Source organism: Serratia marcescens (assembly GCF_001902635.1).
In the GTDB taxonomy this organism is placed as follows: domain Bacteria; phylum Pseudomonadota; class Gammaproteobacteria; order Enterobacterales; family Enterobacteriaceae; genus Serratia; species Serratia marcescens_F.
The window spans coordinates 26,232-47,366 of record NZ_MJAO01000025.1; the positions used below are offsets into that span (position 1 = coordinate 26,232).

At 57.2% G+C, this 21,135-nt stretch carries 20 protein-coding genes; 11 read left to right on the plus strand and 9 right to left on the minus strand.

The annotated features are described in order from the left end of the window. Positions 1 to 245: 245 nt before the first annotated feature. Together dkgA and BHU62_RS20495 are read left to right on the plus strand one after the other, a co-directional pair. Entirely contained in the window at positions 246 to 1,070 is an 825-nt protein-coding gene (gene dkgA / locus BHU62_RS20490) for a 2,5-didehydrogluconate reductase DkgA (RefSeq protein WP_073534071.1), read from the plus strand. 143 nt (positions 1,071 to 1,213) lie between these two features. Then, complete coding sequence (locus tag BHU62_RS20495) at positions 1,214 to 1,819, plus strand: transglycosylase SLT domain-containing protein (protein ID WP_073534074.1); 606 nt, start codon at positions 1,214 to 1,216, stop codon at positions 1,817 to 1,819. A 63-nt stretch (positions 1,820 to 1,882) separates the two neighbouring features. Here the strand turns inward: BHU62_RS20495 and BHU62_RS20500 are convergent, their stop codons facing one another. Next, the gene (locus tag BHU62_RS20500) at positions 1,883 to 4,051 is read right to left on the minus strand and encodes a YgiQ family radical SAM protein (protein ID WP_073534077.1); all 2,169 of its coding nucleotides are present in this window, start codon (positions 4,049 to 4,051) and stop codon (positions 1,883 to 1,885) included. Between the two features lie 80 nt (positions 4,052 to 4,131). Then, on the minus strand, positions 4,132 to 4,866 hold the full coding sequence (locus tag BHU62_RS20505; protein WP_073534078.1) for a GntR family transcriptional regulator: 735 nt from the start codon (positions 4,864 to 4,866) through the stop codon (positions 4,132 to 4,134). A gap of 423 nt (positions 4,867 to 5,289) precedes the next feature. On the opposite strand from BHU62_RS20505, the gene BHU62_RS20510 reads away from it, so the two are divergent. The 3 genes from BHU62_RS20510 to BHU62_RS20520 all read left to right on the plus strand — a co-directional run bounded on the left by BHU62_RS20510 (position 5,290) and on the right by BHU62_RS20520 (position 8,037). After that, complete coding sequence (locus tag BHU62_RS20510; protein ID WP_073534079.1) at positions 5,290 to 5,577, plus strand: hypothetical protein; 288 nt, start codon at positions 5,290 to 5,292, stop codon at positions 5,575 to 5,577. A gap of 133 nt (positions 5,578 to 5,710) precedes the next feature. Continuing rightward, positions 5,711 to 7,108 carry a purine-cytosine permease family protein gene (locus tag BHU62_RS20515; protein ID WP_073534080.1) on the plus strand — a complete coding sequence of 466 codons (1,398 nt, stop codon included), beginning with the start codon at positions 5,711 to 5,713 and terminating at the stop codon, positions 7,106 to 7,108. Next, positions 7,105 to 8,037, plus strand: coding sequence for a PfkB family carbohydrate kinase (locus BHU62_RS20520; protein ID WP_073534082.1), 933 nt, complete (start codon positions 7,105 to 7,107; stop codon positions 8,035 to 8,037). Before BHU62_RS20515 ends, BHU62_RS20520 begins: the two co-directional genes overlap by 4 nt. Positions 8,038 to 8,071: 34 nt before the next feature. Here the strand turns inward: BHU62_RS20520 and BHU62_RS20525 are convergent, their stop codons facing one another. Next, entirely contained in the window at positions 8,072 to 9,322 is a 1,251-nt protein-coding gene (locus BHU62_RS20525; RefSeq protein WP_073534084.1) for a nucleoside permease, read from the minus strand. 81 nt (positions 9,323 to 9,403) lie between these two features. Next, positions 9,404 to 10,225 carry a xanthosine phosphorylase gene (gene xapA / locus BHU62_RS20530; protein WP_073534086.1) on the minus strand — a complete coding sequence of 274 codons (822 nt, stop codon included), beginning with the start codon at positions 10,223 to 10,225 and terminating at the stop codon, positions 9,404 to 9,406. A 136-nt stretch (positions 10,226 to 10,361) separates the two neighbouring features. Here xapA and BHU62_RS20535 point away from each other — a divergent pair, with 136 nt between their 5' ends. Further along, on the plus strand, positions 10,362 to 11,282 hold the full coding sequence (locus tag BHU62_RS20535; RefSeq protein ID WP_073534088.1) for a LysR family transcriptional regulator: 921 nt from the start codon (positions 10,362 to 10,364) through the stop codon (positions 11,280 to 11,282). A 28-nt stretch (positions 11,283 to 11,310) separates the two neighbouring features. On the opposite strand, the gene BHU62_RS20540 is transcribed toward BHU62_RS20535, so the two are convergent. After that, the gene (locus BHU62_RS20540) at positions 11,311 to 11,796 is read right to left on the minus strand and encodes a lysozyme (RefSeq protein ID WP_073534090.1); all 486 of its coding nucleotides are present in this window, start codon (positions 11,794 to 11,796) and stop codon (positions 11,311 to 11,313) included. A 126-nt stretch (positions 11,797 to 11,922) separates the two neighbouring features. On the opposite strand from BHU62_RS20540, the gene BHU62_RS25080 reads away from it, so the two are divergent. From BHU62_RS25080 to BHU62_RS20555, 4 genes are read left to right on the plus strand one after another with little or no spacing between them, the layout of a single operon-like run. Then, a complete protein-coding gene (locus tag BHU62_RS25080; RefSeq protein ID WP_139282309.1) occupies positions 11,923 to 12,159 on the plus strand; it encodes a hypothetical protein in 237 nt (78 codons plus the stop codon). Further along, positions 12,156 to 13,253, plus strand: a complete 1,098-nt coding sequence (locus BHU62_RS20545) for a hypothetical protein (RefSeq protein ID WP_073534092.1) — start codon at positions 12,156 to 12,158, stop codon at positions 13,251 to 13,253. The genes BHU62_RS25080 and BHU62_RS20545 overlap by 4 nt, the downstream gene beginning before the upstream one ends. 30 nt (positions 13,254 to 13,283) lie before the next feature. Further along, entirely contained in the window at positions 13,284 to 14,360 is a 1,077-nt protein-coding gene (locus tag BHU62_RS20550; protein WP_073534094.1) for an HBL/NHE enterotoxin family protein, read from the plus strand. Positions 14,361 to 14,412: 52 nt separating this feature from the next. After that, positions 14,413 to 15,216: a hypothetical protein gene (locus BHU62_RS20555; RefSeq protein WP_073534095.1), complete on the plus strand. Its 804-nt coding sequence runs from the start codon at positions 14,413 to 14,415 to the stop codon at positions 15,214 to 15,216. Between the two features lie 48 nt (positions 15,217 to 15,264). Here BHU62_RS20555 and BHU62_RS20560 read toward each other — a convergent pair whose 3' ends face one another. Beyond that, positions 15,265 to 15,573, minus strand: a complete 309-nt coding sequence (locus tag BHU62_RS20560; RefSeq protein WP_073534096.1) for a hypothetical protein — start codon at positions 15,571 to 15,573, stop codon at positions 15,265 to 15,267. Positions 15,574 to 15,960: 387 nt separating this feature from the next. Between BHU62_RS20560 and BHU62_RS20565 the strand changes: the two genes are divergently transcribed. Further along, positions 15,961 to 16,836 (plus strand): LysR family transcriptional regulator, encoded by an 876-nt coding sequence (locus tag BHU62_RS20565; RefSeq protein WP_073534097.1) that lies wholly within the window; start codon positions 15,961 to 15,963, stop codon positions 16,834 to 16,836. A gap of 309 nt (positions 16,837 to 17,145) precedes the next feature. Here BHU62_RS20565 and BHU62_RS20570 read toward each other — a convergent pair whose 3' ends face one another. From BHU62_RS20570 to BHU62_RS20580, 3 genes are all read right to left on the minus strand, one after another. After that, the gene (locus BHU62_RS20570) at positions 17,146 to 18,504 is read right to left on the minus strand and encodes an SGNH/GDSL hydrolase family protein (protein ID WP_073534098.1); all 1,359 of its coding nucleotides are present in this window, start codon (positions 18,502 to 18,504) and stop codon (positions 17,146 to 17,148) included. A 213-nt stretch (positions 18,505 to 18,717) separates the two neighbouring features. Then, on the minus strand, positions 18,718 to 20,133 hold the full coding sequence (gene ftsP, locus BHU62_RS20575; protein WP_073534104.1) for a cell division protein FtsP: 1,416 nt from the start codon (positions 20,131 to 20,133) through the stop codon (positions 18,718 to 18,720). 132 nt (positions 20,134 to 20,265) lie between these two features. Beyond that, complete coding sequence (locus BHU62_RS20580; protein WP_073534106.1) at positions 20,266 to 21,000, minus strand: 1-acylglycerol-3-phosphate O-acyltransferase; 735 nt, start codon at positions 20,998 to 21,000, stop codon at positions 20,266 to 20,268. Between the last annotated feature and the right edge of the window lie 135 nt (positions 21,001 to 21,135).

The following is a 21,135-nucleotide window of genomic DNA, read 5'->3' on the forward strand; positions in this document are numbered from 1 at the left end:
TAGGCTTTTGTCTCCATCAGCCATTTTTCGCCACATCCTGCGCCCGGCCGATCGTCGGGCGCAGCCGCTCGTTTCGCACCACCCGTCTTACCGCTCATTCGCAGGGAGAGCGGGGAGAAAGTCGCCCTCCCGCAACCGCTGAAATTAGGCTGGCAAACCCGGCAACCGCCCATTTTGCCAACTAGAATTTATCTATAGCCGTTTCGGTGCCACAGGCGCCGCAATCCGTACACAAGGAGATGCGCATGACAACGCAACAACCCATCATCAAACTCCACGATGGTAATCTGATGCCGCAGTTGGGTCTCGGCGTTTGGCAGGCGAGTATTGAAGAGACCACCCACGCGGTGAGCAAAGCGCTGGAGATCGGTTACCGCTCCATCGACACCGCCGCGATCTACAAGAACGAGGAAGGCGTCGGCGCCGCGCTTCAATCCAGCTCGCTGCCACGCAGCGAACTGTTCATCACCACCAAGCTGTGGAACGACGATCAGGGCGATCCGCTGGCAGCACTGGAAACCAGCCTGGAAAAGCTCCAGCTGGACTATGTGGACCTGTATCTGATCCACTGGCCGCGTCCTCAGCAGGATCAATACGTCTCCGCCTGGCGCGAGCTGATCAAACTGCGCGATCGGGGCCTGGTCAAAAGTATCGGCGTGTGCAATTTCCATACGCCGCACCTGCAGCGCCTGCTGGATGAAACCAACGTGGCGCCGGTAGTTAATCAGATCGAGCTGCACCCGCTGCTGCAACAACGTCAGCTGCGCGCCTGGAACGCCACCCACCATATCGCCACCGAATCCTGGAGCCCGCTGGCGCAGGGCGGTGAAGGGGTGTTCGACCAGCCGCTGATCAAGGCGCTGGCCGAAAAATACGAGAAAACCCCGGCGCAGATCGTGGTGCGCTGGCACCTGGACAGCGGCCTGATCGTGATCCCGAAATCGGTCACGCCGTCGCGCATTCGCGAAAACTTTGAGGTGTTTGATTTCAAACTCGATAAGGACGAACTGGGCGAAATTGCCAAGCTGGACGTCGGCAACCGCCTGGGGCCGGACCCGGATACCCTGTAATCCCTCCCCAAGCCCTCTCCCGCCGGCGGGGGCTTTTCCTTTCCGCACATTGCTCCTTTGCGCCGCCTGACGTTATGATGACGACGCCGGAGGCCCCGGCCACCGGTTAACACCGTTAAAAAAACAGACAAGCACGGAGCACCATGAACCCCTCTTTCTCACACTGGTCACGGCTGGGCATACTTTGCGTCATGCTGGTGCTGGCGGGTTGCGCCGGCAAGAAACAGCGCGTCAGCTACGATCGCCACGCCTACGACAGCGCCATTAAAGACGCCGCCAGCGAATACGGCGTGGACGCCAAGCTGATCACTTCGATGATCCAGGTGGAGTCCGGCTTCAACCCTTCCGCGGTGAGCAAATCCAACGCTATCGGCCTGATGCAGCTGAAAGCCGATACCGCCGGCTGTGACGCCTATCGCTACAAAGGTAAACGCGGCTGCCCGGACGATGACGACCTGCTGGATCCCGACACCAATATCGATCTCGGCGCCGCCTATCTGGCCGTATTGCAAAAACAGCAGCTTAAAGGGATCGCGGATCCTGTTACGTTGCGCTACGCCACCATCATCGCCTACGTCAACGGCACCGGCGCGCTGCTGCGCACCTTCTCCAGCAATCGTCAGCAGGCCATCGCGATGATTAACAACCTGTCGCCGGAAGCCTTTAACTGGCACGTGCGCAAATACCACCCAGCCCCGCAGGCGCCGCGTCATTTGATGAAAGTGGAAGCCGCCTACGAGCAGTTGTGATGAGCAAACGTGAAAAGGAGAACCCAGGGGTTCTCCTTTTTGTTTGCGTACGCTGCGTGGCCGTTACGGCTTGGCTTTGCGAATCGGTTTGCGCGGCGGCCGGTTGGACGGCGTGCGCTGCCGATTGATATCGGTATGTTTGGTCAACGCCGGCCGGGTATGGCGCTGCAGCCGTTTCGCTTCGCGCTGCTCGTCGATGCTCGGCGCCGGCACCAGGCATTCGCGGCGGCTGCCGATCAAGTGCTTCAGCCCCATCTCTTCCAACGCGGTGCGGATCAGCGCCCAGTTAGCCGGATCGTGGTAACGCAGCAGCGCCTTATGCAGGCGGCGCTGGCGATCGCCGCGCGGCACCACCACGTCTTCGCTCTTGTACCCCACCTTGCTCAACGGGTTTTTGCCGCTGTAGTACATGGTGGTGGAGTTGGCCATCGGCGAAGGGTAGAAGTTCTGCACCTGATCGAGGCGGAAACGGTTCTTCTTCAGCCACAGCGCCAGGTTCACCATGTCTTCATCGCGGGTGCCCGGGTGCGACGAGATGAAGTACGGGATCAGATACTGCTCTTTGCCCGCCTGCTTCGAATAGTGATCAAACAGCTGCTTGAAGCGATCGTAGCTGCCCATGCCCGGTTTCATCATTTTCGACAACGGGCCTTCTTCGGTGTGCTCCGGCGCAATCTTCAGGTAGCCGCCGACGTGGTGGGTCGCCAGCTCCTTGATGTAACGCGGATCTTCCACCGCCAGATCGTAACGTACCCCGGAGGCGATCAGGATCTTCTTGATACCCTCCAGCGAACGCGCGCGGCGGTACAGTTTGATGGTTGGCTCGTGGTTGGTGTCCATGTAGGTGCAGATCTCCGGATACACGCACGAGGCGCGGCGGCAGGTCTGCTCGGCGCGCGGGTTGGTGCAGCGCAGCATATACATGTTGGCGGTCGGGCCGCCCAGATCGGAGATCACGCCGGTGAAGCCCGGCACCTTGTCGCGGATCTCTTCGATTTCGCGAACGATCGAATCTTCCGAACGGCTCTGGATGATGCGCCCTTCATGCTCGGTGATCGAACAGAACGAGCAGCCGCCGTAGCAGCCACGCATGATGTTCACCGAGAAACGGATCATGTCATAGGCCGGAATGCGATCCTGGCCGTAGGACGGGTGCGGCACGCGCTGATAAGGCAGCGCGAAGACGCTGTCCATCTCCGGCGTGGTCAGCGGGATCGCCGGTGGGTTGATCCACACGTAGCGATCGCCGTGTTTCTGCATCAACGCGCGGGCGCAGCCCGGGTTGGTTTCATGGTGCAGAATACGCGAGGTGTGCGCGTACAGCACCTTGTCGCCCTTCACTTTCTCGAAGGACGGCAGCAGCACGTAGGTTTTCTCCCACGGCTTCGGTTTGGCGGCGCGCACGGTGACCGGCTTGGCTTCCGGCTCTTTCGGCTTGGCGCCGTCGGCGCACGGCAGATCGTCACCGTACGGATTCGGGATAGGTTCGATGCGGCCCGGTTTGTCGAGGCGGGTGGAATCCACGCCGCTCCAGCCCGGCAACGCTTCTTTGCGCATCACCGCGGTATTGCGAATATCGTGGATGTCGCCGATCTTCTCACCGGCGGCCAGGCGATGCGCCACTTCCACCAGCGGGCGTTCGCCGTTGCCGTAGATCAGCATGTCGGCTTTGGAATCCACCAGCACCGAACGGCGCACGGTATCCGACCAGTAATCGTAGTGGGCGATGCGGCGCAGGCTGGCTTCGATGCCGCCCAGCACGATCGGCACGTCTTTGTAGGCTTCTTTACAGCGCTGGCTGTACACCAGCGTGGCGCGATCCGGGCGCTTGCCGCCGACGTTGCCGGCGGTGTAAGCGTCATCGTGGCGCAGTTTGCGATCGGCGGTGTAGCGGTTGATCATCGAATCCATGTTGCCGGCGGTGATACCGAAGAACAGGTTCGGTTTGCCCAAGCGCATAAAGTCTTCTTTGTTGCTCCAGTCCGGCTGCGCGATGATGCCGACGCGGAAGCCCTGCGCTTCCAGCATGCGGCCGATGATCGCCATGCCGAAGCTCGGGTGATCGACATAGGCGTCGCCGCTGATGATGATCACGTCGCAGCTGTCCCAGCCCAGTTGATCCATCTCTGTTCGCGACATCGGTAAAAACGGCGCGGTGCCAAAACATTCCGCCCAATAAGGCTTATAGGAAAACAGTTCACGATCGGGTTGGATCAGGCTGGTGGTGCTCATTCTGCCGCTCTTTTTACAGGTTAATTAATCGCCGGGCGGCGATTATACGCACTAGTGGCAAAAAGAGCATGGTTATTTCGCTAACCGTTCACTTCGAATTCATAAACATCGCTGCGACACAAAATCTCACTGCACTCCAGCGCCTCGCCCTGGGCGTTGCGACTGGTTTGGATGATGTGCAGCAGCGGCGCGCCGCACGGTACATTGAGCAGTTCGGCAACCTCGTCGCTGCAGGACACCGCCTTCAACAGAAAGTGTTTATCTTCCGGCACGATACCGCGCGATTGCCATAACGCGTACAGCGAATGCTCCAACTCCGCCGGCTCGGGCAGGAAACGCGGCGGAATATAGGTGGTCTCCAGCGAGACCGGGCTGCCGTTCAGCAAGCGCAAACGCCGCAGTTTGACTACCTCATCCCCCTCAGCCAGCCCCAGCACCGCCGCGGCCTTCGCCGGCGCACCGACCCGGGTACGCAACAGCCATCGGTTGCTGACGCTGCTGCCGTGACGCATTGCCTGAGCGGTGAAACCGCTGTCCTGGTTGAGCGAATAGCCGATGCGCATCGCCACGCGGGTGCCAATGCCCTGTTGCCGCGCAATCAGCCCTTTATCTTCCAGCAGTTTCATCGCCTTGCTGACTGTGACGCGCGACAGCGCCAGGCCTTCCGCCATCTGACGTTCCGGCGGCAGGAACGCCTCCGCCGCCAGCACCTGCTGCCTGATCGCGGCTTCAATCGCCGTCGCCAGCTGAATATAGCGCGGCGCCACCGCGCTCTGCGCCAGATGCTCACGCAGCCAGGCCATAAAATCCATCATTTGCCCCGCCCTCTTGTCGATCGCAATTTTGTAAGCTCCGCTTCTACCATATTGTCCGCACGGCGATAAGGAATAATCAAAATAACTAAAATATTGCTAATGTTTTTAGCGTGGCATCACAATTTTCACCCAATGGACTTTTATTGGATCTAGATCGCGCGTAATCTGTGCTTACTGATGCATCTGCATCACTGGCGCCAACACCAGGGCTCCATTTTAAAAACAACGAAAAAACCCGCTACTGTCCGCACTTGAGGCGACTCTCTTCAGGTGAAGGACAATGCGACGAGCCTGCCGTCAGAGCGATGGCCGTTGCAGCGGGTACGTGACTATTTTGATTGGATTGGCCGCTTCCTGCCAGGGACAGCGGAAAACGTCGCCGCCGGCGAGTACGCAGACGACACGTAAAAAGCAGCATTGTTAATGGATGCGCTGCTCGCCGCCGACGGCCGCATTGAGCCGAAACCCATCGCCCAGCACACAATGTGGTGGACGGAAGGGCTCAATGCCTTCAATAAAACATTCTCGTTCCTCCCTCTCAAGCCGCGCGATTGGCGGTGCGTACAGGCACGCCGCGAGCTGGCGCGACATCAAGCAGGCATTGCCGCCGCTGGTGGAACAGCTGCTGCCCCTTCCGCACGACAAAGCGCTGTCAGCATGCCGGTGTGGGAACAAGCAGCAGAGAATCGATACCGATGGCTTTCGCCCTGATAAACTTGGCGGCGTGTGCTCGCGGTATCACACCTTCCCCGGCGCAGGGATTTCCCCTCAAGCGCGCCGACGGGATCGACTTTCAGCCAACTGCGGCGGCCCTTACGGCCCTGCGCAACAGGGATAAATTGCTATGACCGATATCACTCGCAATGAAGCATGGAAGGTAGAGAGCACCGGCATCGACCGGGTGCCGGATGCAGAGCAGACCGGCAAACCCATCGAGCTGTTTTGGATCTGGTCGGCGGCGAATATCGGCATCCTCGGCGTGGTGTACGGCGCCATCATCGTCGGCTTTGGCTTGTCATTTCTGCAATCGATACTCGCCGCGCTGGTCGGCGTCGCCAGTTTCGTGCTGGTCGGCCTTACCAGCTTTGCCGGCAAGCGCGGGCGCACCTCGACGCTGACGCTATCGCGGGTGATTTTCGGCCTGAAAGGCAACGTGGCACCGACCCTCTTCAGCTGGATCAACCTGATGGGCTGGGAAGCGGTCAACGTGATCACCGGCACCCTGACGCTGGCGGCGCTGTTCGAGGCCTTCGGCCTGGGGGCCAGCCACCTGCTGACCGCCCTCAGCCTGCTGCTGTTCGGCGGGCTGACCATTATTGTCAGCCTGTTGGGGCAAAGCACCGTGGTCTGGATGCAAAGCTGGTTCAGTCGCATCTTCGGTACCATGACGCTGATCGTGGTGCTGTATATCCTGTTCAACACCGAGTGGAGCCAGGTGCTGGCGCTGCCTTCCGGTAGCTGGTTGACCGGCTTCCTGCCTGCGGTATCGGTGATCGCCGCCGGCACCGGCATCAGCTGGGCGATCGCCGGCGCCGATTACAGCCGCTATCAAAGCCCGAGCTCGTCGAGCAAAAGCATCTTCGCCGCGGTGATGGGCGGCGCCTGTTTGCCGCTGGTGCTGCTGATGCTGGCCGGCATCCTGCTTTCCGTACAGCTGCCCGATCTGGCCAGTGCCGCCAACCCCATCGCGCTGATCGGCTCAGTGCTGCCCGCCTGGATGGCGATCCCTTATCTGCTGGCCGCCACCGCCGGCATCGTCACCATCGCAGTGCTCAGCCTGTACTCCGCCAGCCTTAACCTGCTGACCATCGGCGTGCAGGTCAAACAGTGGTTGGCGGTGTCGATCGACGCAGTAGTGGTGCTGGGTATCGCCCTGTATGTGCTGTTCATCTCCGGCGACTTTATGGGGCCGTTCATCTCCTTCCTGGTGTTCTGCGGCGTGTTCCTGGCGGCCTGGGAGGCGATTTTCCTGCTCGATTACCTGTGCCTGCGCCGCCGCCACGGGTATGATGGCAACGCTTTGTACGGCCTGCATGGCCAGAACCGCGGCGTGCGTAAAGCCCCGTTGTTCTGCTGGTTCCTCGGCGCCCTGTGCGGCCTGTTGGTTACCAAAACCGGTTTTATCGACGGCCCGCTGGCCAAAGGCTTGTTCGCCGATTCCAGTCTGGGGCTGTTTGTGTCGTTTGCGGTTAGTCTGATCGCTTACGGTCTGTATCTGACCCAACGCAGAGAACATCAATGAATGAGTGGGAAGCTGTAACACCTGTCCTGGTTATTGGGGGCGCGGTCGGCGATCTGGTGATGACGCTGCCGCGCCTGCCGACCAGCGGCGAAGACATCGAAGCCCAGCCGCAGGAGCGGCAAATCGGCGGTTGCGCGTTCAACGTGGCGCGCGCGCTGGTGCGCCTGGAAACGCCGGTGATCAACGGCATGCCGGTTGGCAACGGCGAATGGGGCGCGGCGATCGAAGCCGCCATGGGCGAGCTGGGGCTGGAGGTGCTGTTGCGCCACGGCCAGATGGACAACGGCTGGTGCCTGGCACTGGTGGAACCGAACGGCGAACGCACCTTTATCACGGTCTCCGGCTGCGAAAGCCAGTGGAATAAAGCGCAGCTGGCCACGCTGCCGCTGACGGAGCACACCCTGATCTATGCCAGCGGCTACGAACTGGCAAGCGAAAGCGGCGAGGCGCTGCGCGAGTGGCTGACGCGCATGCCGTTCGACCAACCGCGCCTGATCGATCCCGGCCCGCGTATCGCTCAGCTTAGCGAAGACTTCTTCGCCATGCTCAGCGACAGCCACACCTTGCTGACGCTCAACCGCGACGAAGTGGCCGTGCTGTGCGGCGCCGGTGACGCCGTAGAAGCCGCACAGCGTTATGCCGCCGCCCGCAATCTGACGCTGATCTGCCGCCTGGATCGCGACGGTGCATGGATCTGCGACGGCCGCACGCCGCCGCTGCACGTTCCCGCCTATCCGGTAGACGTCGTCGATACCATCGGCGCAGGCGATGCCCACTGCGCCGGTTTGCTGGCGGGGCTGTCCGCCGGCTGGCCGCTGCCACAGGCGGTCGATCTGGCCAACCGGGTCGCTGCCTGTGTGGTAGCCAGCCTCGGCGCCGCCAATCCGCCGGACTGGCAGCAGCTGCAACAGCGCTTCCCGCAAGCCTGACGTTTCAGGGCGCAGCCAGGCTGCGCCCTCTGCCTTACTGCGCTGCCGCCGCGCTCTCCTGCGGCTGGTGACGATAGTTGAAGCTCAACGCGAACACGATGCCCAGCACCAGCGTATACAACGCAAACACCAGCCAGATGCTCTGCCAATCTTTCACGCCGTCATGGCTGAAGAAGTCCACCACCTCGCCGCTGGCGAGCGCCCCCAGATAGGCACCCAAACCGTTGACCATGGTCATGAACAGCCCCTGCGCGCTGGCGCGGATGCGGTGATCGGCCTCTTTCTCGACGAAGATGGCGCCGGAGATATTGAAGAAGTCGAACGCGCAGCCGTACACGATCATCGACAGCAGCAGCAGAACGAAGCCAAAGCCGACCGGCGTGCCGTAAGCCAGGAACAGGAAACGCAGCGTCCAGGCCGCCATGCTGATCAGCATCACCTGTTTGATACCGTAACGGCGCAGGAAGAAGGGAATAGTGAGGATAAAGAACACTTCGGAGATCTGCGACAGCGACAGCAGCACCGCCGGATACCTGACGCTAAGACTGTCCTGATACAGCGGATTGAGTGACAGATCGTGCAGGAACGGGTTGCCGAAGGTATTGGTCACCTGCAGCGCCGCGCCGAGCAACATGGCGAACAGGAAAAACAGCGCCATGCGCCGCTGGCGGAACAGCACCAGCGCATCCAGCCCCAGCACGCTCACCCAGCTCTTCGACTCGGCCGCGCGGTTAGTCGGGCAGCGCGGCAGCGTCAGCGAATAAGCAGACAGCAGCAGCGACGCCGCGGAAGCCAGATACAGCTGCAGATTGCTGAGTTCGATTTTACTGAAGCCGACCAGCCACATCGCCAGAATAAACCCCACCGTGCCGTACACCCGCACCGGCGGAAAGTCCTTCACCGTGTCAAAGCCATGCTTCTCCAGGCAGAAATAGGAAATGGCGTTGGAGAGCGCGATGGTCGGCATATAGACCATGGCGTTGAACAACATCACCCAAAACATCAGCATCGGTTGCTCAACCTGCGCCGCACAGTACAACGCCAGCGCCCCGAGCAGGTGGCAAAGCGCATACAGGTAGTTAGCCTTCATCCACCGATCGGCGATGATGCCCGCCAGCCCCGGCATGATCAGCGCCGCGATGCCCTTGGCGCTGTAAACCATCCCCACCTGCATGCCGCTGAAATGCAGCGTGTTGATCATGTAGGAGCCCAGCGTGACCAGCCAGGCGCCCCAGATAAAGAACTGCAGGAAAATCATTATCTTCAATCGTGTTTTTATCGCCATCGCCATCACCTTGTTATTATGCTTTCAACGATGATTGGTGCGGCGGGCCCCCTGCAGCCCGCCGCCGGTTTGCCTGCGGTATTACAGCGTTTTGAACAGCTCGCGGATCAGGCGCATGAAATCGTCCGCCGCCAGCGCCGCGCAGCTGAGCGTTTGCTCGTGAGAGAGTGGCGTATCCGACAGCCCTTCGGCGTAGTTGGTCATCGCGGACACCACCAACACCTTGAGGCCGCAGTGACGCGCCGTCAGGACTTCCGGCACGATCGACATCCCTACCACGTCGCAGCCCAGGGTCTGCATCATGCGGATCTCCGCCGGCGTTTCGAAATTCGGCCCGGTGTAGGCGGCGAACACCCCTTCCGCCAGCGGGATGCCCGCGCTTTCGGCCACCGCCGCCAGCTGGGCGCGCAGATCGCGATCGTAGGCGTTCGCCAGGCTGAAGAAGCGCGGCCCGAAGCGATCGTCGTTGGCTCCAACCAGCGGCGATTCCGGCATGAAGTTGATGTGATCGGTAATGGCCACCAGGCTGCCCGGCGCCACCGAGCGGCGCAGCGAACCGGCGGCGTTGGTCGCCAGCAGGAATTCGCAGCCCAGCAGTTTGAAGGTGCGCACCGCGGTGGTCATCACCTGCATGCCGCGCCCTTCATAGAAATGACCGCGCCCTTTCATGCACAATACCGGTACGCCTTCCAGCTTACCGGCGACCAGTTGCCCGGCGTGGCCGGCGACGCCGCTCACCGGAAAGCCCGGCAGCTCCGCGTAGTCGATGGTGACGGTTTCGGTCATCACCTCCGCCAGGGCGCCGAGCCCGGAGCCGAGAATCAAGGCCGCTTTCGGCTGGAAACCCGGCAGGCGTGCGCGGACAACATCGGCGCAGAAAAAAGCATCTTCTTGATTAAACATCGTATTCTCTCTTTCAGCGGGGGAAAATAATCCCCATAGTAGAGAGCGAAGCGCGGCCGAGACCAATACATTCTTGGCGGCCGATTTATTCCATTTACCTATAAGTTGAGCTGCGTCACAGGAGGCGACATCCCGGATGAACCAGCCCCATGCCCTGCCCGATCCCGGCCGGATTAACTTCCGCCTGCTGCACTATTTCCGCGTGGTGGCGGAAGAGATGAACTTCACTCAGGCGGCGCGGCGGCTGAATATGTCACAGCCGCCGCTCAGCAAGCACATCAAGGAGCTGGAGAGCCAGCTCGGGGTGGTGCTGTTCAAGCGGACTACCCGCGCCATGACGCTGACGCCGGCCGGCCGCACGCTGCTGCGCAACGTCGAGCGGCTGCTGGATCAGGCCGACAGCGCGCTGCATCAGGTGCAACAAATGGGGCGCGGCGAAGGCGGCCACATGGTGGTCGGTATGGTCGGCACCTCGGCTTGGGGCGGCTTGATTGCGGCGCTGCGCCGGTTCAGCGGGCAGGCCGCCGGCGTCACCTGGTCGTTGAACGAGCTGACGCCCAGCCAACAAATCACCGCGCTGCAAAAGCGGCATATCGACATCGGAGTCTGGCGAGAGGCGCAACAGCAGACGCTGCCGGGGCTGACCTGCCAGCTGTTGGCGCGCGAGAGCATCGCCGTGGTGCTGCCGCTCGATCATCCGCTGGCGCAGCAGGAAAGCATTCCGCTGGCGGCGCTGCAGAACGACAGCTTCATCGTGCTGCCGCCGCATGAAGCCAGCCTGGGGCTCTATCTGCACAATCTGTGTCTGCAGCAGGGGTTCTTGCCGGACGTCGCCTATCAGGTCAACGAACCGCAGACCCTGCTGGCACTGGTGGCGGAAGGCTGCGGCATTACGCTGCTGCCGGACAGCTACGGCCGCATTCCGTGGCCCGGCGTGCGGTTTTGTTCGCTGCAGCAGGCGCCGCCGGCGGATCTGTATGCGGTTTACCGCACCGACAGCGTCACGCCGGTGGTGCAGGCTTTTCTGGCGATGCTGCCCCCCAAAGACCGGAGGTGAACGATCCTGTAGAGGCTAATCCATGCGGCTAGGCTACCCGCCGCATTTCCGACAGGAACAGGCGTTGCTCTTCTCTGCGGCGCCGCAGCAATCCCGGTAAACGTTGACCGCCGGCATAGGCCCATAGAGGAAATTGTTCGGCCGCCTCTTGATACCGCCCGGCGTTCAGCAGCCGCAATAGCGTTGAAGGCGATCCGGATTTCAGGTAGCGCAACCCGCTTTTCACCCCGGCCCTACCGGGGCCAACATTGAACAGAAAAGAGACCAAGGCATCGAATTGCCCCTGATTCAGGGGGACCTCGACAATCTTATACAGCAACGCTTCACACTCCATCACATCGGCCTGCAACAATGTCAGCGCGGTAAGCTCGCTGATGGTTTGCCCCGCCCTGACTTCCCCGGTGTGCCCATAGCCGATCGTCCAAATACCACCGCTGTCGCGATAGGACGAAAGCCGCAGGCCCTCATAACTTTTAATTAATGACAATCCACGCGCCGACAGAATCTGCCGCATATCCCCTCCCCTTGCTCATGCAATTAATCTTTTCCCTCAAGACATCGTCAGGGCGCTATTCCCCTGCCGCCGTTTCAACAATGTAATCCCCACAACGCATCATATTAATCATCAAAAAGGACAGGGATGAAAACCAAAACGGTCTGTTTAGCCGTAACACAACGCGTCATAAATAAACTATCGTTCGCCCCCATCAAAAAAGCCGTTTTCCATTTTGAACAGTTCGGTGTTGATTTTGACGGTATTCAATTATCGAAAAACTGCGATAAGTTTATTTCACCGAAAGGAAAGCCGCATGGAGGACGTATCACATTAACGACCGCAGTATTATTTAAGCAATCACAAACAAAAGGGATATTATGAATAACTTGACGAGTATTGATTTAAGCCCGCAAACACTAATGGCAATGCATATTTCCATTTCATCACAGGCATTGCTTAATCAAAGCTATAGTAATTTGTTGCTCAGCCAGCAATTATTAACGTCACAAAGTATGGACCCTGGCCTGACCGTTAAAATCAAGGCGTACCAAAATCAACTGCGGCAGCAGGCGCAAGTATTCAAACAAAATACGGTCGCAGAATTGATCGGGTTATATACCAAAGCGTCAAATTTCGCCGCCCTGGTCAACGCCGTCAATGCGCTGTATTCCACCGAGGATCCTCAGGTGTCGCAGAAAGGCGCAGAAATGGTGGCTGCGCTTTCCGATGTCGCGCAACACTACCAGGCCGCAGCACAAGCCGTCCACACGCAGTTGCAGGCGAAACGCGAAATGCTGGAGCCTTTGATGGGCAATTTCCTTAACGTCATTGACGCCATCGAACAAGGGCTGAACGCCGAGGCGAAACAACAGGCGCAAACCATCGCTGAGCTCAACGAAGCGATCGCCAAAAATATCCAAAGCATCGCAGATGCGGGTTTCAAAGCGGGTGAAGGGGTTGTGCAGCTTGGACAATCCATCGTCGCCGCCGTGCCGCTCGGCCCGACGGATAAAAAACCGAAAGAAGCGCCAACCGCGCCTCCGAAGCCGCTTAGCGACCAGGCCAGCTATATGATCTCCGGCATTCAGGCGATCTCGGCGGGCGCTTCCGGTGCACAACAGGCCGTTAATGAACTGAAGGCAAACTACGCCAAATTGGCCGTGGCCTATCGGGCTTTGGCAACCGCCAATGCGCTGCTCTCCGTCGCCAAGTCCGTGCAAGCCCAGGCCCAATTATTTGTCGACACCTATGTTCTCACCGAGCAGCGCATGGCGTTACTGCCGACAGAATGGGGCAAGGTGGCGGAAGCCTATCTGACGGCTGCGCCCATCATTAACCAAGCCGGCAGCGCAGCGGAAATTAAACAAGCCAAACAAATCATTTCGCTCAATGCGGAAAAATGGCAGCTGTTTTCAAAGTCTATTGATAACGCCAAAGCTAACTATGCAGGAAACAACATCCTGCCGGAAGTTTAATCCTCTTACACATTAATAAGGACAAGCATTATGACAATCCCAACGCTCTACATGAACGACGGCATGAACGCCCAGTCTTCGCAGGCACTGCATATCCAAACCTATTGCAACAGCGTTCGCCAGCAAATACCGGTTGATTTCGGACGTTTTCCTAACCTGCGGGAAAGCGAGCGCCAAATCAATACCGGCCTGGGAGCGGCAAGGCAGCATGCCGAACATTATCTCAAGGACATTCAGCCGTTAATCATTCGAAACGTTACCAATATTCAGGATTATTTTGAAACGCAGAATCTGATTTCCACCGTTATGCCATCCGGCGCGACCAAAGAGCAATGGCTGAGCGCTCTGGGCATGGTCAGCGATAAGGCCAAAGAGTATCAGGAAGTCTCGGCGAACACGCGCCGGACGATCGGTTCACTGAATGACAAACTGATCATCGATTCAAACAATTATCAGCTGATCGTGGTGAATCTGAATAACGTGGTCAATGGTAACAATGGCGTATTGGAACAGCTCAATCGGGATATCGACGGCATTAACGCCGCCATTGACGGCGCCATTGCCGGTATCGTCGTTGGCGGGCTGTTGGTTATTGGGGGCGCCATCGTAACCGCCATCGGCGCCGTGGCCGGATTGGTGACCGCAGGCACCTCAACGCCGGTCGTCATGGGGGGGATCGCTATGATGACCGCGGGCGCTGGCGGGGTGATCGGCGGCGCGATCGTGCTGGATAAATCGTTGAGTGCACGAGAGAAACTTTACCGTGACCGCAGCCAGCTCAACAGTGAAGTGTTGGTCGCAAGCCAAATCGGTTCCGGCTACCGGGGCCTGCAGACTCAGGCGCAAAGCGCAGTGACCGCGGCTACGCAGATGAACAACGCCTGGGACTCTCTCACCTCTGAGCTGGAAACCCTCAACGCGAACCTGCGCAAGGGGATCATCGATGACAGCTTCCTGCGTCAACTGTTCCTGACCGCCTCGCAGACGTCGGTAACCAAAGTGTTGGACGGAACGAAAATCATCAAGCAGCAGATGGCCGGCGTGGTCGTACGGGAAGTGCCTGCGAACCAATCTATTGCCGATTTCGTTAAGCGCCTGGCGGCTTAACGGCTCATATCACAGGGGCAAGTCAATCCTTGCCCCTTTTAGGAGATCCCCTATGAACAGTGGAATGCTGACGCAAGTCATCGACAATTTATCCCGCACCGGCGAGGCCATTCAAAAATTCCCTGGGCTGCCAGCGAATGCCGTCGCGCTTCAACGCAATATCCAGGGCGCTGTCAATGCGCTATTGCCGGACCTTAAGCACATGCAACGCGATGTCACCGCCTGGGGTGTGAAACTGGCGGCCCAATTGGACGAAAAGCTGGCGATGCTGGAAACGCTGTCGATGACAGAATTGAGTGTGTTCATTCGTCAGAGTAAAGAAGAGATCGCCGGCGTGATGGACCAGGTCGCCAAGGTGAAAACCCGAACGCAAAGCACAGATGCCGCCGTCATTGAAAATAATCTCGCTTTGCAGCGCATCATTGTCGATCTGCAGGCCACCATTGCCGGGCTGCAATCGAATTTACAAGGCAGCCAGCAGCAGCTTGATGAACTGAACGAGAAAAAACTCTACTTTATTGCGCTGGGTATCTTCGGCATACCGGGCCTCATCGCCATGGCGGTGTTGCTCAGCCAGGCGCAAGATAAAGTCCGCAGTTTCGAACGGCAAATCTCCGAGCAACGCTCGAACATTCGACAACAGCAGAGTTTCGCCACGCAAACCGCGACGTTTTCACAAGATCTGCTCGAACTGAGCAATCAAATTTTGAAGATAGGCAATGCCATTGAATTTGTGAGCAATGACATCGGTAATGCAGAGAAGAACCTTTCCAGCGCCGAAGCACAGCAGCTCGCGAAGTTGTTCCTTACCGCCGCCAAAATGAGCGTCGGCACCTTGTTGACGGACGTTTCTTAACCGAATGGACATGCGGTGAAGCTCCGCTTTCCTAGCTTGCCGGCAGGCTTACCGGCGAAGCCGCACCGCCATGTCCTTTTCTGCGTCGCTCCCCATCAGCAGAACACGCATGCCGATGTCCTTTTTAATCACGAATGCTGCTCCATTCAACCCTATACACCCTGAAGTCAGCATTCCAAAATGCTTCGGCCCGTTCAGTTTCACCAACACACACTGATAAGGAATATCATGGAAAAAGGAGCCTGCTCTTTCGCTTCTGCGATCTTGCTCGACAAGGCGATGAAACCCGGCCGCATTATTTCTGAGGAAATGCGCAACATCACAAGAACCGCGTTCGGGTGCCTTCGGCACCGTCATCCACAACGGGCGCCTCACGGCCAGCACGCTACCGGCAAAGGCCAGGCCGGGATGACATTTACTCTTCGCCCTATTTCATCGTCGGATGTTTAACAGAAGTTCAACATCCAACCCGCAATTAAGAACATCAATTCTTGTTCTAGTACAATAGGCTAAGAGAGACATTATCGGCGTCTTGATTTAATTATTGCGATATATTCTTCCGCACAGGAACCCCACTGTTAAAAAAAGGAGATCGTCATCACGCATAGTGATATTCCCCGTCAGGAAGAAGGTGGCAAGAAGTGTAATTCATTGTAAATTGGCCTGAAGACAATGAACACCACCCAGAACATCTCACTCTAAAAATCGACCATTATTGTACACTGCGTATTAAAAGGAACACATATGGAATTTATGTCAAAACGCGTGAATTATTTTATCGCCGTAGCGCAAGAGGGATCTATTACCAAAGCTGCTGACCGGTTGTGTATTACGCCCTCGCCATTAAGCAAAAGAATTAAAGAAATGGAGGAGAATCTTAACATCACTCTTTTCGAGCGAACCAATCAAGGGCTTTCCCTGACGAAAGAAGGGCAACATTTATATAGCAATGTCATCGTCCATTATGAAGAGCTCAACCGCATCAAAGAAAGCCATAAGGAGAAGAACCATATTCAAGTGGGCATTTACGGCCCCGTTCCCACCCACGTCAACACGGTGATTGATTATCTGTTGATGAAAAACCCCGCAATGACCATCAACCTGGTGCGCCTGATGCCGACGGATGGCATAAGCCGTAGCGAACTCAGTCGGCTTGATTTGCTCTTCAGCATAGAGCCCCTTTCTCTGTCTCCCTTCACCCAACATTTATGCGCCGAAGAACAGCTGCTGCTGCTCCATCAGGTCAGCCAAGCTCCCGAACACTACCGCGCACTGCCTTGGGTACAAAGCAACTATGTCTCCGAGACACCGATATTCAAACATTATCATGCGCAATTGCAACAGCAGGGATTTTCCCGTGAAGTGATGAATATCGACAATCTTCAACTGCGGCTTAATCTGATCCGACAAGGTAAAGCCGTTGCGTTTATTCTTGAGTCTATGCGAACCATCATCAATTTTGACGAATATGAATGCAACAGCCTATGTCTGCCCAGCGCATATTTAACCCACCACATCTACAGCAATGTGGCGCAATTAAATGACAGCCAACAAGTAATGGCGCATATGGCAAAAATGGGCTCACAGCAGTGGAGCCACACCACCGCTATGCACGTATAAATAAGTAAATTAATATCTCCCTGATTTAACTTTATTTGGCTTTTAGATTACTTTCAGGTACTTTGCCTGCGCACAACACCAGTCTTTTCGTCATGATGCTCATCGGTTGTTAACCCCCTCACACCTGCCCTGCTGAATAGCAAACGATTAGCTCCCCGGTACGGCAGAGAATGCCGGATAACGGACATCGTAAGATAGCCAGAGATCGCGAAAAGGCCTGAACCCCGCAATAGACGGAATTCAGGCCGGAAACTCTCGTTTAACTTTCCAATGACGCTTTGCGGGCCTTTTTAGCAGCAGCCGAGAACGTTACGGCCAAACCTGCTGTTGTTGTAAATAGTTGAAGATATGTTCGGCTAACAGCCGGTGTGTATGCGTCGTCGGGTGCAAAAGATCCCAAAACACATAGCTATCCGCATCGGTACAAACTGCGCGCACCGGGATCGCATTGATATAATTCAGTGACGAAGGCGCCTGAATGTCGAGGCACGACGTTTTCACATCACCAACCTGATAACGTTCTGGATGGTCCAACATGTCCGTAAACAGTGCCTCCAGGTCAAACAGCATCACCGGCGGTGATGGATAACGGTTGTTGATATCGTCCACAACCTGCTTGATGCGCCTGTTATAATCATCTATCTGTCTTTTGATTTCTGCGCCATCCTGGCGATAAGCAAACTCAGGGGCTCGCGTGATATCAGGCAGATTAAGCACCAATATCTTTTTCGCACCGGCGCCGACCAATCGATTTAGCGCCTTGCCTTGGTTTACTATAAGCCCGTCCACGCCTTGATTGTAGGTCACCAGATCGTTGGCCCCGATCCAGACGGTAAACAATGAGTTTTCCGGCCGATAGTTTTTGGCTTCCTTCATATAAATCAACCATGAATCCACCTGCTCAAGTATGCCGGGGATCACCCGCTTTTGCTGATTTGACGCCGCTCCGCCCACGGCCCAATTATAAACCGGCAACCTGCTTTGTTTCGCCAGGTATTCCACCCACGTAGGCCCATTGCTGAATCGCCCCAAGAACCAGCTTTTCGGGTTGGGGAAACGCCATAAGGAAGCATTGAAAACATTATTCGTGTCACTTAAGCTATCGCCAAAAGCGATAATTTTATTGATAGCGGTGCTTTGGGCCGGTAAGTCGTTATTCCAAACGGTATAGTTAAAAGACAACTTATTGTTAGCCGCTGCAATCATCGCCAACGGCTGCTGAATGCCCGCCCGGTTCAAGGTATTGTCGCACACTTGCTGCAACGCGGTGAGCGGCGTATCGCTATAGAACATGTTCTTCCAGGATACTGCAAGCGATGACCACCAATATCCCTCCAGACGATAATATGCCGTTGAGTTCATCGCCCTCGCCCAGAGATAATCCGCCTGTGGGGTCGTGCTAGCGGGGTTAATACGATAATAACAACGCAGGTAAGTATAGGTATTATTGGCCTTTCCTAATAAGAAAGGCGACCCTCTTTCTATAACTTCCGGCCCCTTGGGAGAAAGAGAGTTATTGGCCCCGCCATTGGGTAATGGGGACAAATCGCCCTTGGCAAAGGCGGCCGTTGATAATAAAAAAATCGCACATAGTAATTTCTTCATAAAGGTTTTCTCGTTTACCGCACCGAATAGTGCGATAAAAATATGACATCCGTGAAATGTCATAAAAAGTTCCTTTTAAGACGCAAGGCAGGGCTATTTGGCAAGCTGTCATTTTAATAACAGGGGGAATTAAAAAGGAAAAGCGAGAATATAAGAAAACGCCTTTAAACCGTCTGGCAATAGGCAATCGCCGGTCGTTATACGCAAAGAAAAAATAATGCCCCCGGTGAGTACATGGCGATCACCGGGGGCAATTAAGTTACAGACGGCCTTGAGTTACTGTGTCGGCTGCACCATAAACTGGCCGGCGGTGCCGCGATCCGCCATTTCCAACGTCTGGCTGTAGTAGAGGAACGGGAAGTGTTCGGAGGTGGGTTGGTTGAAATACACCAGCAGCTCGACGTCGCCGTCGACCCAGACGGTATCTTTCCAGCCGCGATCTTCCGCCATCGGCTGCGCGCCGTTAACGCGTTTGATCAGGAACTGCACGCCCTGAATATGGAACGACTGCGGCGTATCCGCATGAATGTTCCAGCGTTCCCAGGTGCCTTGCTGCGTCTGCACGTCGATGCGGTTCATGTCCCAAATCGCGCCGTTAATGCCGACGCCGCCTTCGCCCAAACGGAAATCGCGGGTGCGGCTGGCGCTGCCGTCCAACAGCTGATCCGCCAGCAGGCGCATCGGCAGATTATCGGTCACCAGCGGCAACAGGCCGGTCGGGCGCAGCGTCAACACCTGGGTGGACACCAGGATGCTCGACGGCTCAAACAGGCCGCGCAGGCGATCCATAATGCCCGCCGCCTCACCGGCGGTGATGCTAACCTCATCGCCTTTCGACATGTCGATCAGCACTTCCCGGCGTTCGCCCGGCGCCAGCGACAGCTGCTGCACCGCCACCGGCGCCGGCAGGAAGCCCTGATCGCTGGCGATCACATTAAACGGCCGCCCATCGCTGAGCTGCATGGTATAACGGCGCGAGTTGGAAGCGTTGAGCAGACGCAAACGCACCCAACCGCGTGACACCTCGACATAAGGATTTTGCACGCCGTTGACCAACAGCGTATCGCCGACGAAACCGCCCTGTGACGGCGCATCGTATTGCGGCGTGCCGAAGTTGTCGAAGCGTTTGTCTTGAATGATCAGCGGGAAATCGTCGACGCCGTAGTGATTGGGCAGCGGCAGCGCTTTGCTGACGGCGTCCTCCACCAGCCACAACCCGGTCAACCCGTTATAGACATGCGGCGCCATGCGGTTCGGCGTGTTGGCGTGGTACCAGCAGGTGGCTGCGGCCTGACGAATGGGCAACACCGGCGACCAGTCGACGTTGGGCGACATCATGCGCGGCGCACCGCCCATCAGCGTACCCGGCACCTGCAGACCGCTGACGGTCATCGCCACCGGCTCCTGCAGGCGGTTGCTGTAGATCAGTTTGACGTCGTCACCGCTGTAAACCCGCACCGTCGGCCCCAAATACATGCCGTTGATGCCCCATACCGCCGCTTTGCGGTTATCCATAAACGCCCAGTGGGCGCGCTGCAAGGTCAAGAATAGCGGCTGACCGCGGCGAGATTCCAACAGCGGGGGAATGGGTAACGGGGTCTGCGTTCCGCTCGCCTCAGCCCTCAGCGGCACGGCGCCCGCGCACAGCGCCAGGCCCGATGCCTGTAAAAACTGACGTCGACTGAGTGACATATTTTCTCCATGAAAAGCAATAACTAAACCGTGTGCAAGACCCAAACGCCCGCCAATCAAGATTAGCAGGCGCTCAGGCGTTAACGGCGCTGAACGCCAATTAAAAACGTATTCTTTGAAGCCGGTAGACTATTATTTTTCAGCGGCGTTGCGCTGGGCGACTTCAGCGTCCAATTGGGCGATCTTCGCCTCCATCAGCTCGCGGCAGTGGGCCGCCAGTTCACGCACGTTTTCTCTGCCGTATTTGCTGGTATCCACCGGCGCCAACATCTCGACGATCACATGACCGTTATTCCAGCGATTAAGATTTATATTACCGCTGGTGGTCGATACGCAGATCGGCACAACCGGCACGCCGGCGGCGACGGCCGCGTGGAACGCGCCGGTTTTAAACGGCATCAGCCCGCGACCGCGGCTGCGGGTCCCTTCCGGGAACATCCAGATCGAAATGTCTTTCTTCTTGAACTGCTCTGCCACCTGGGCAATGGTGCCGTGCGCCTTGGCGCGATTCTCACGATCTATCAGCAGATTGCCGGTCAGCCAATACAGCGGGCCGAAAAACGGGATCCACACCAGACTTTTTTTACCGACGGTCACGGTACGCGGCTGCACAATATTGGCGGCCGTCACCATGTCGTAGTTATTTTGGTGGTTGGCGATATAGATGCAGTTGCCGTTGTTGGCCGCATCGGCCGGCACGCGGGTTTCAACTTTAATACCGAACAGCGTCGACAAGCGGCCGAAAAGATGACCGAAGGTCGCCACATGGCGGGGGTTACGCGGGCTGAACAAGCAATAAACAGAACCGAAAATACACACCAGAATACAGAAAAGAGTGGCGAGAACGGCACGCAAAATCAATAACATAACAACCTCATTAGCACACTGCCAACGCAGTTTACTTCGCTGCGCAGATTCCTTTACTCATTATTTGCCGACAGGGCGAGAAGCACGCCAATGTCGCCTGCATTTCTCGCTATTTTCCCGCCAGCCGGCAATACG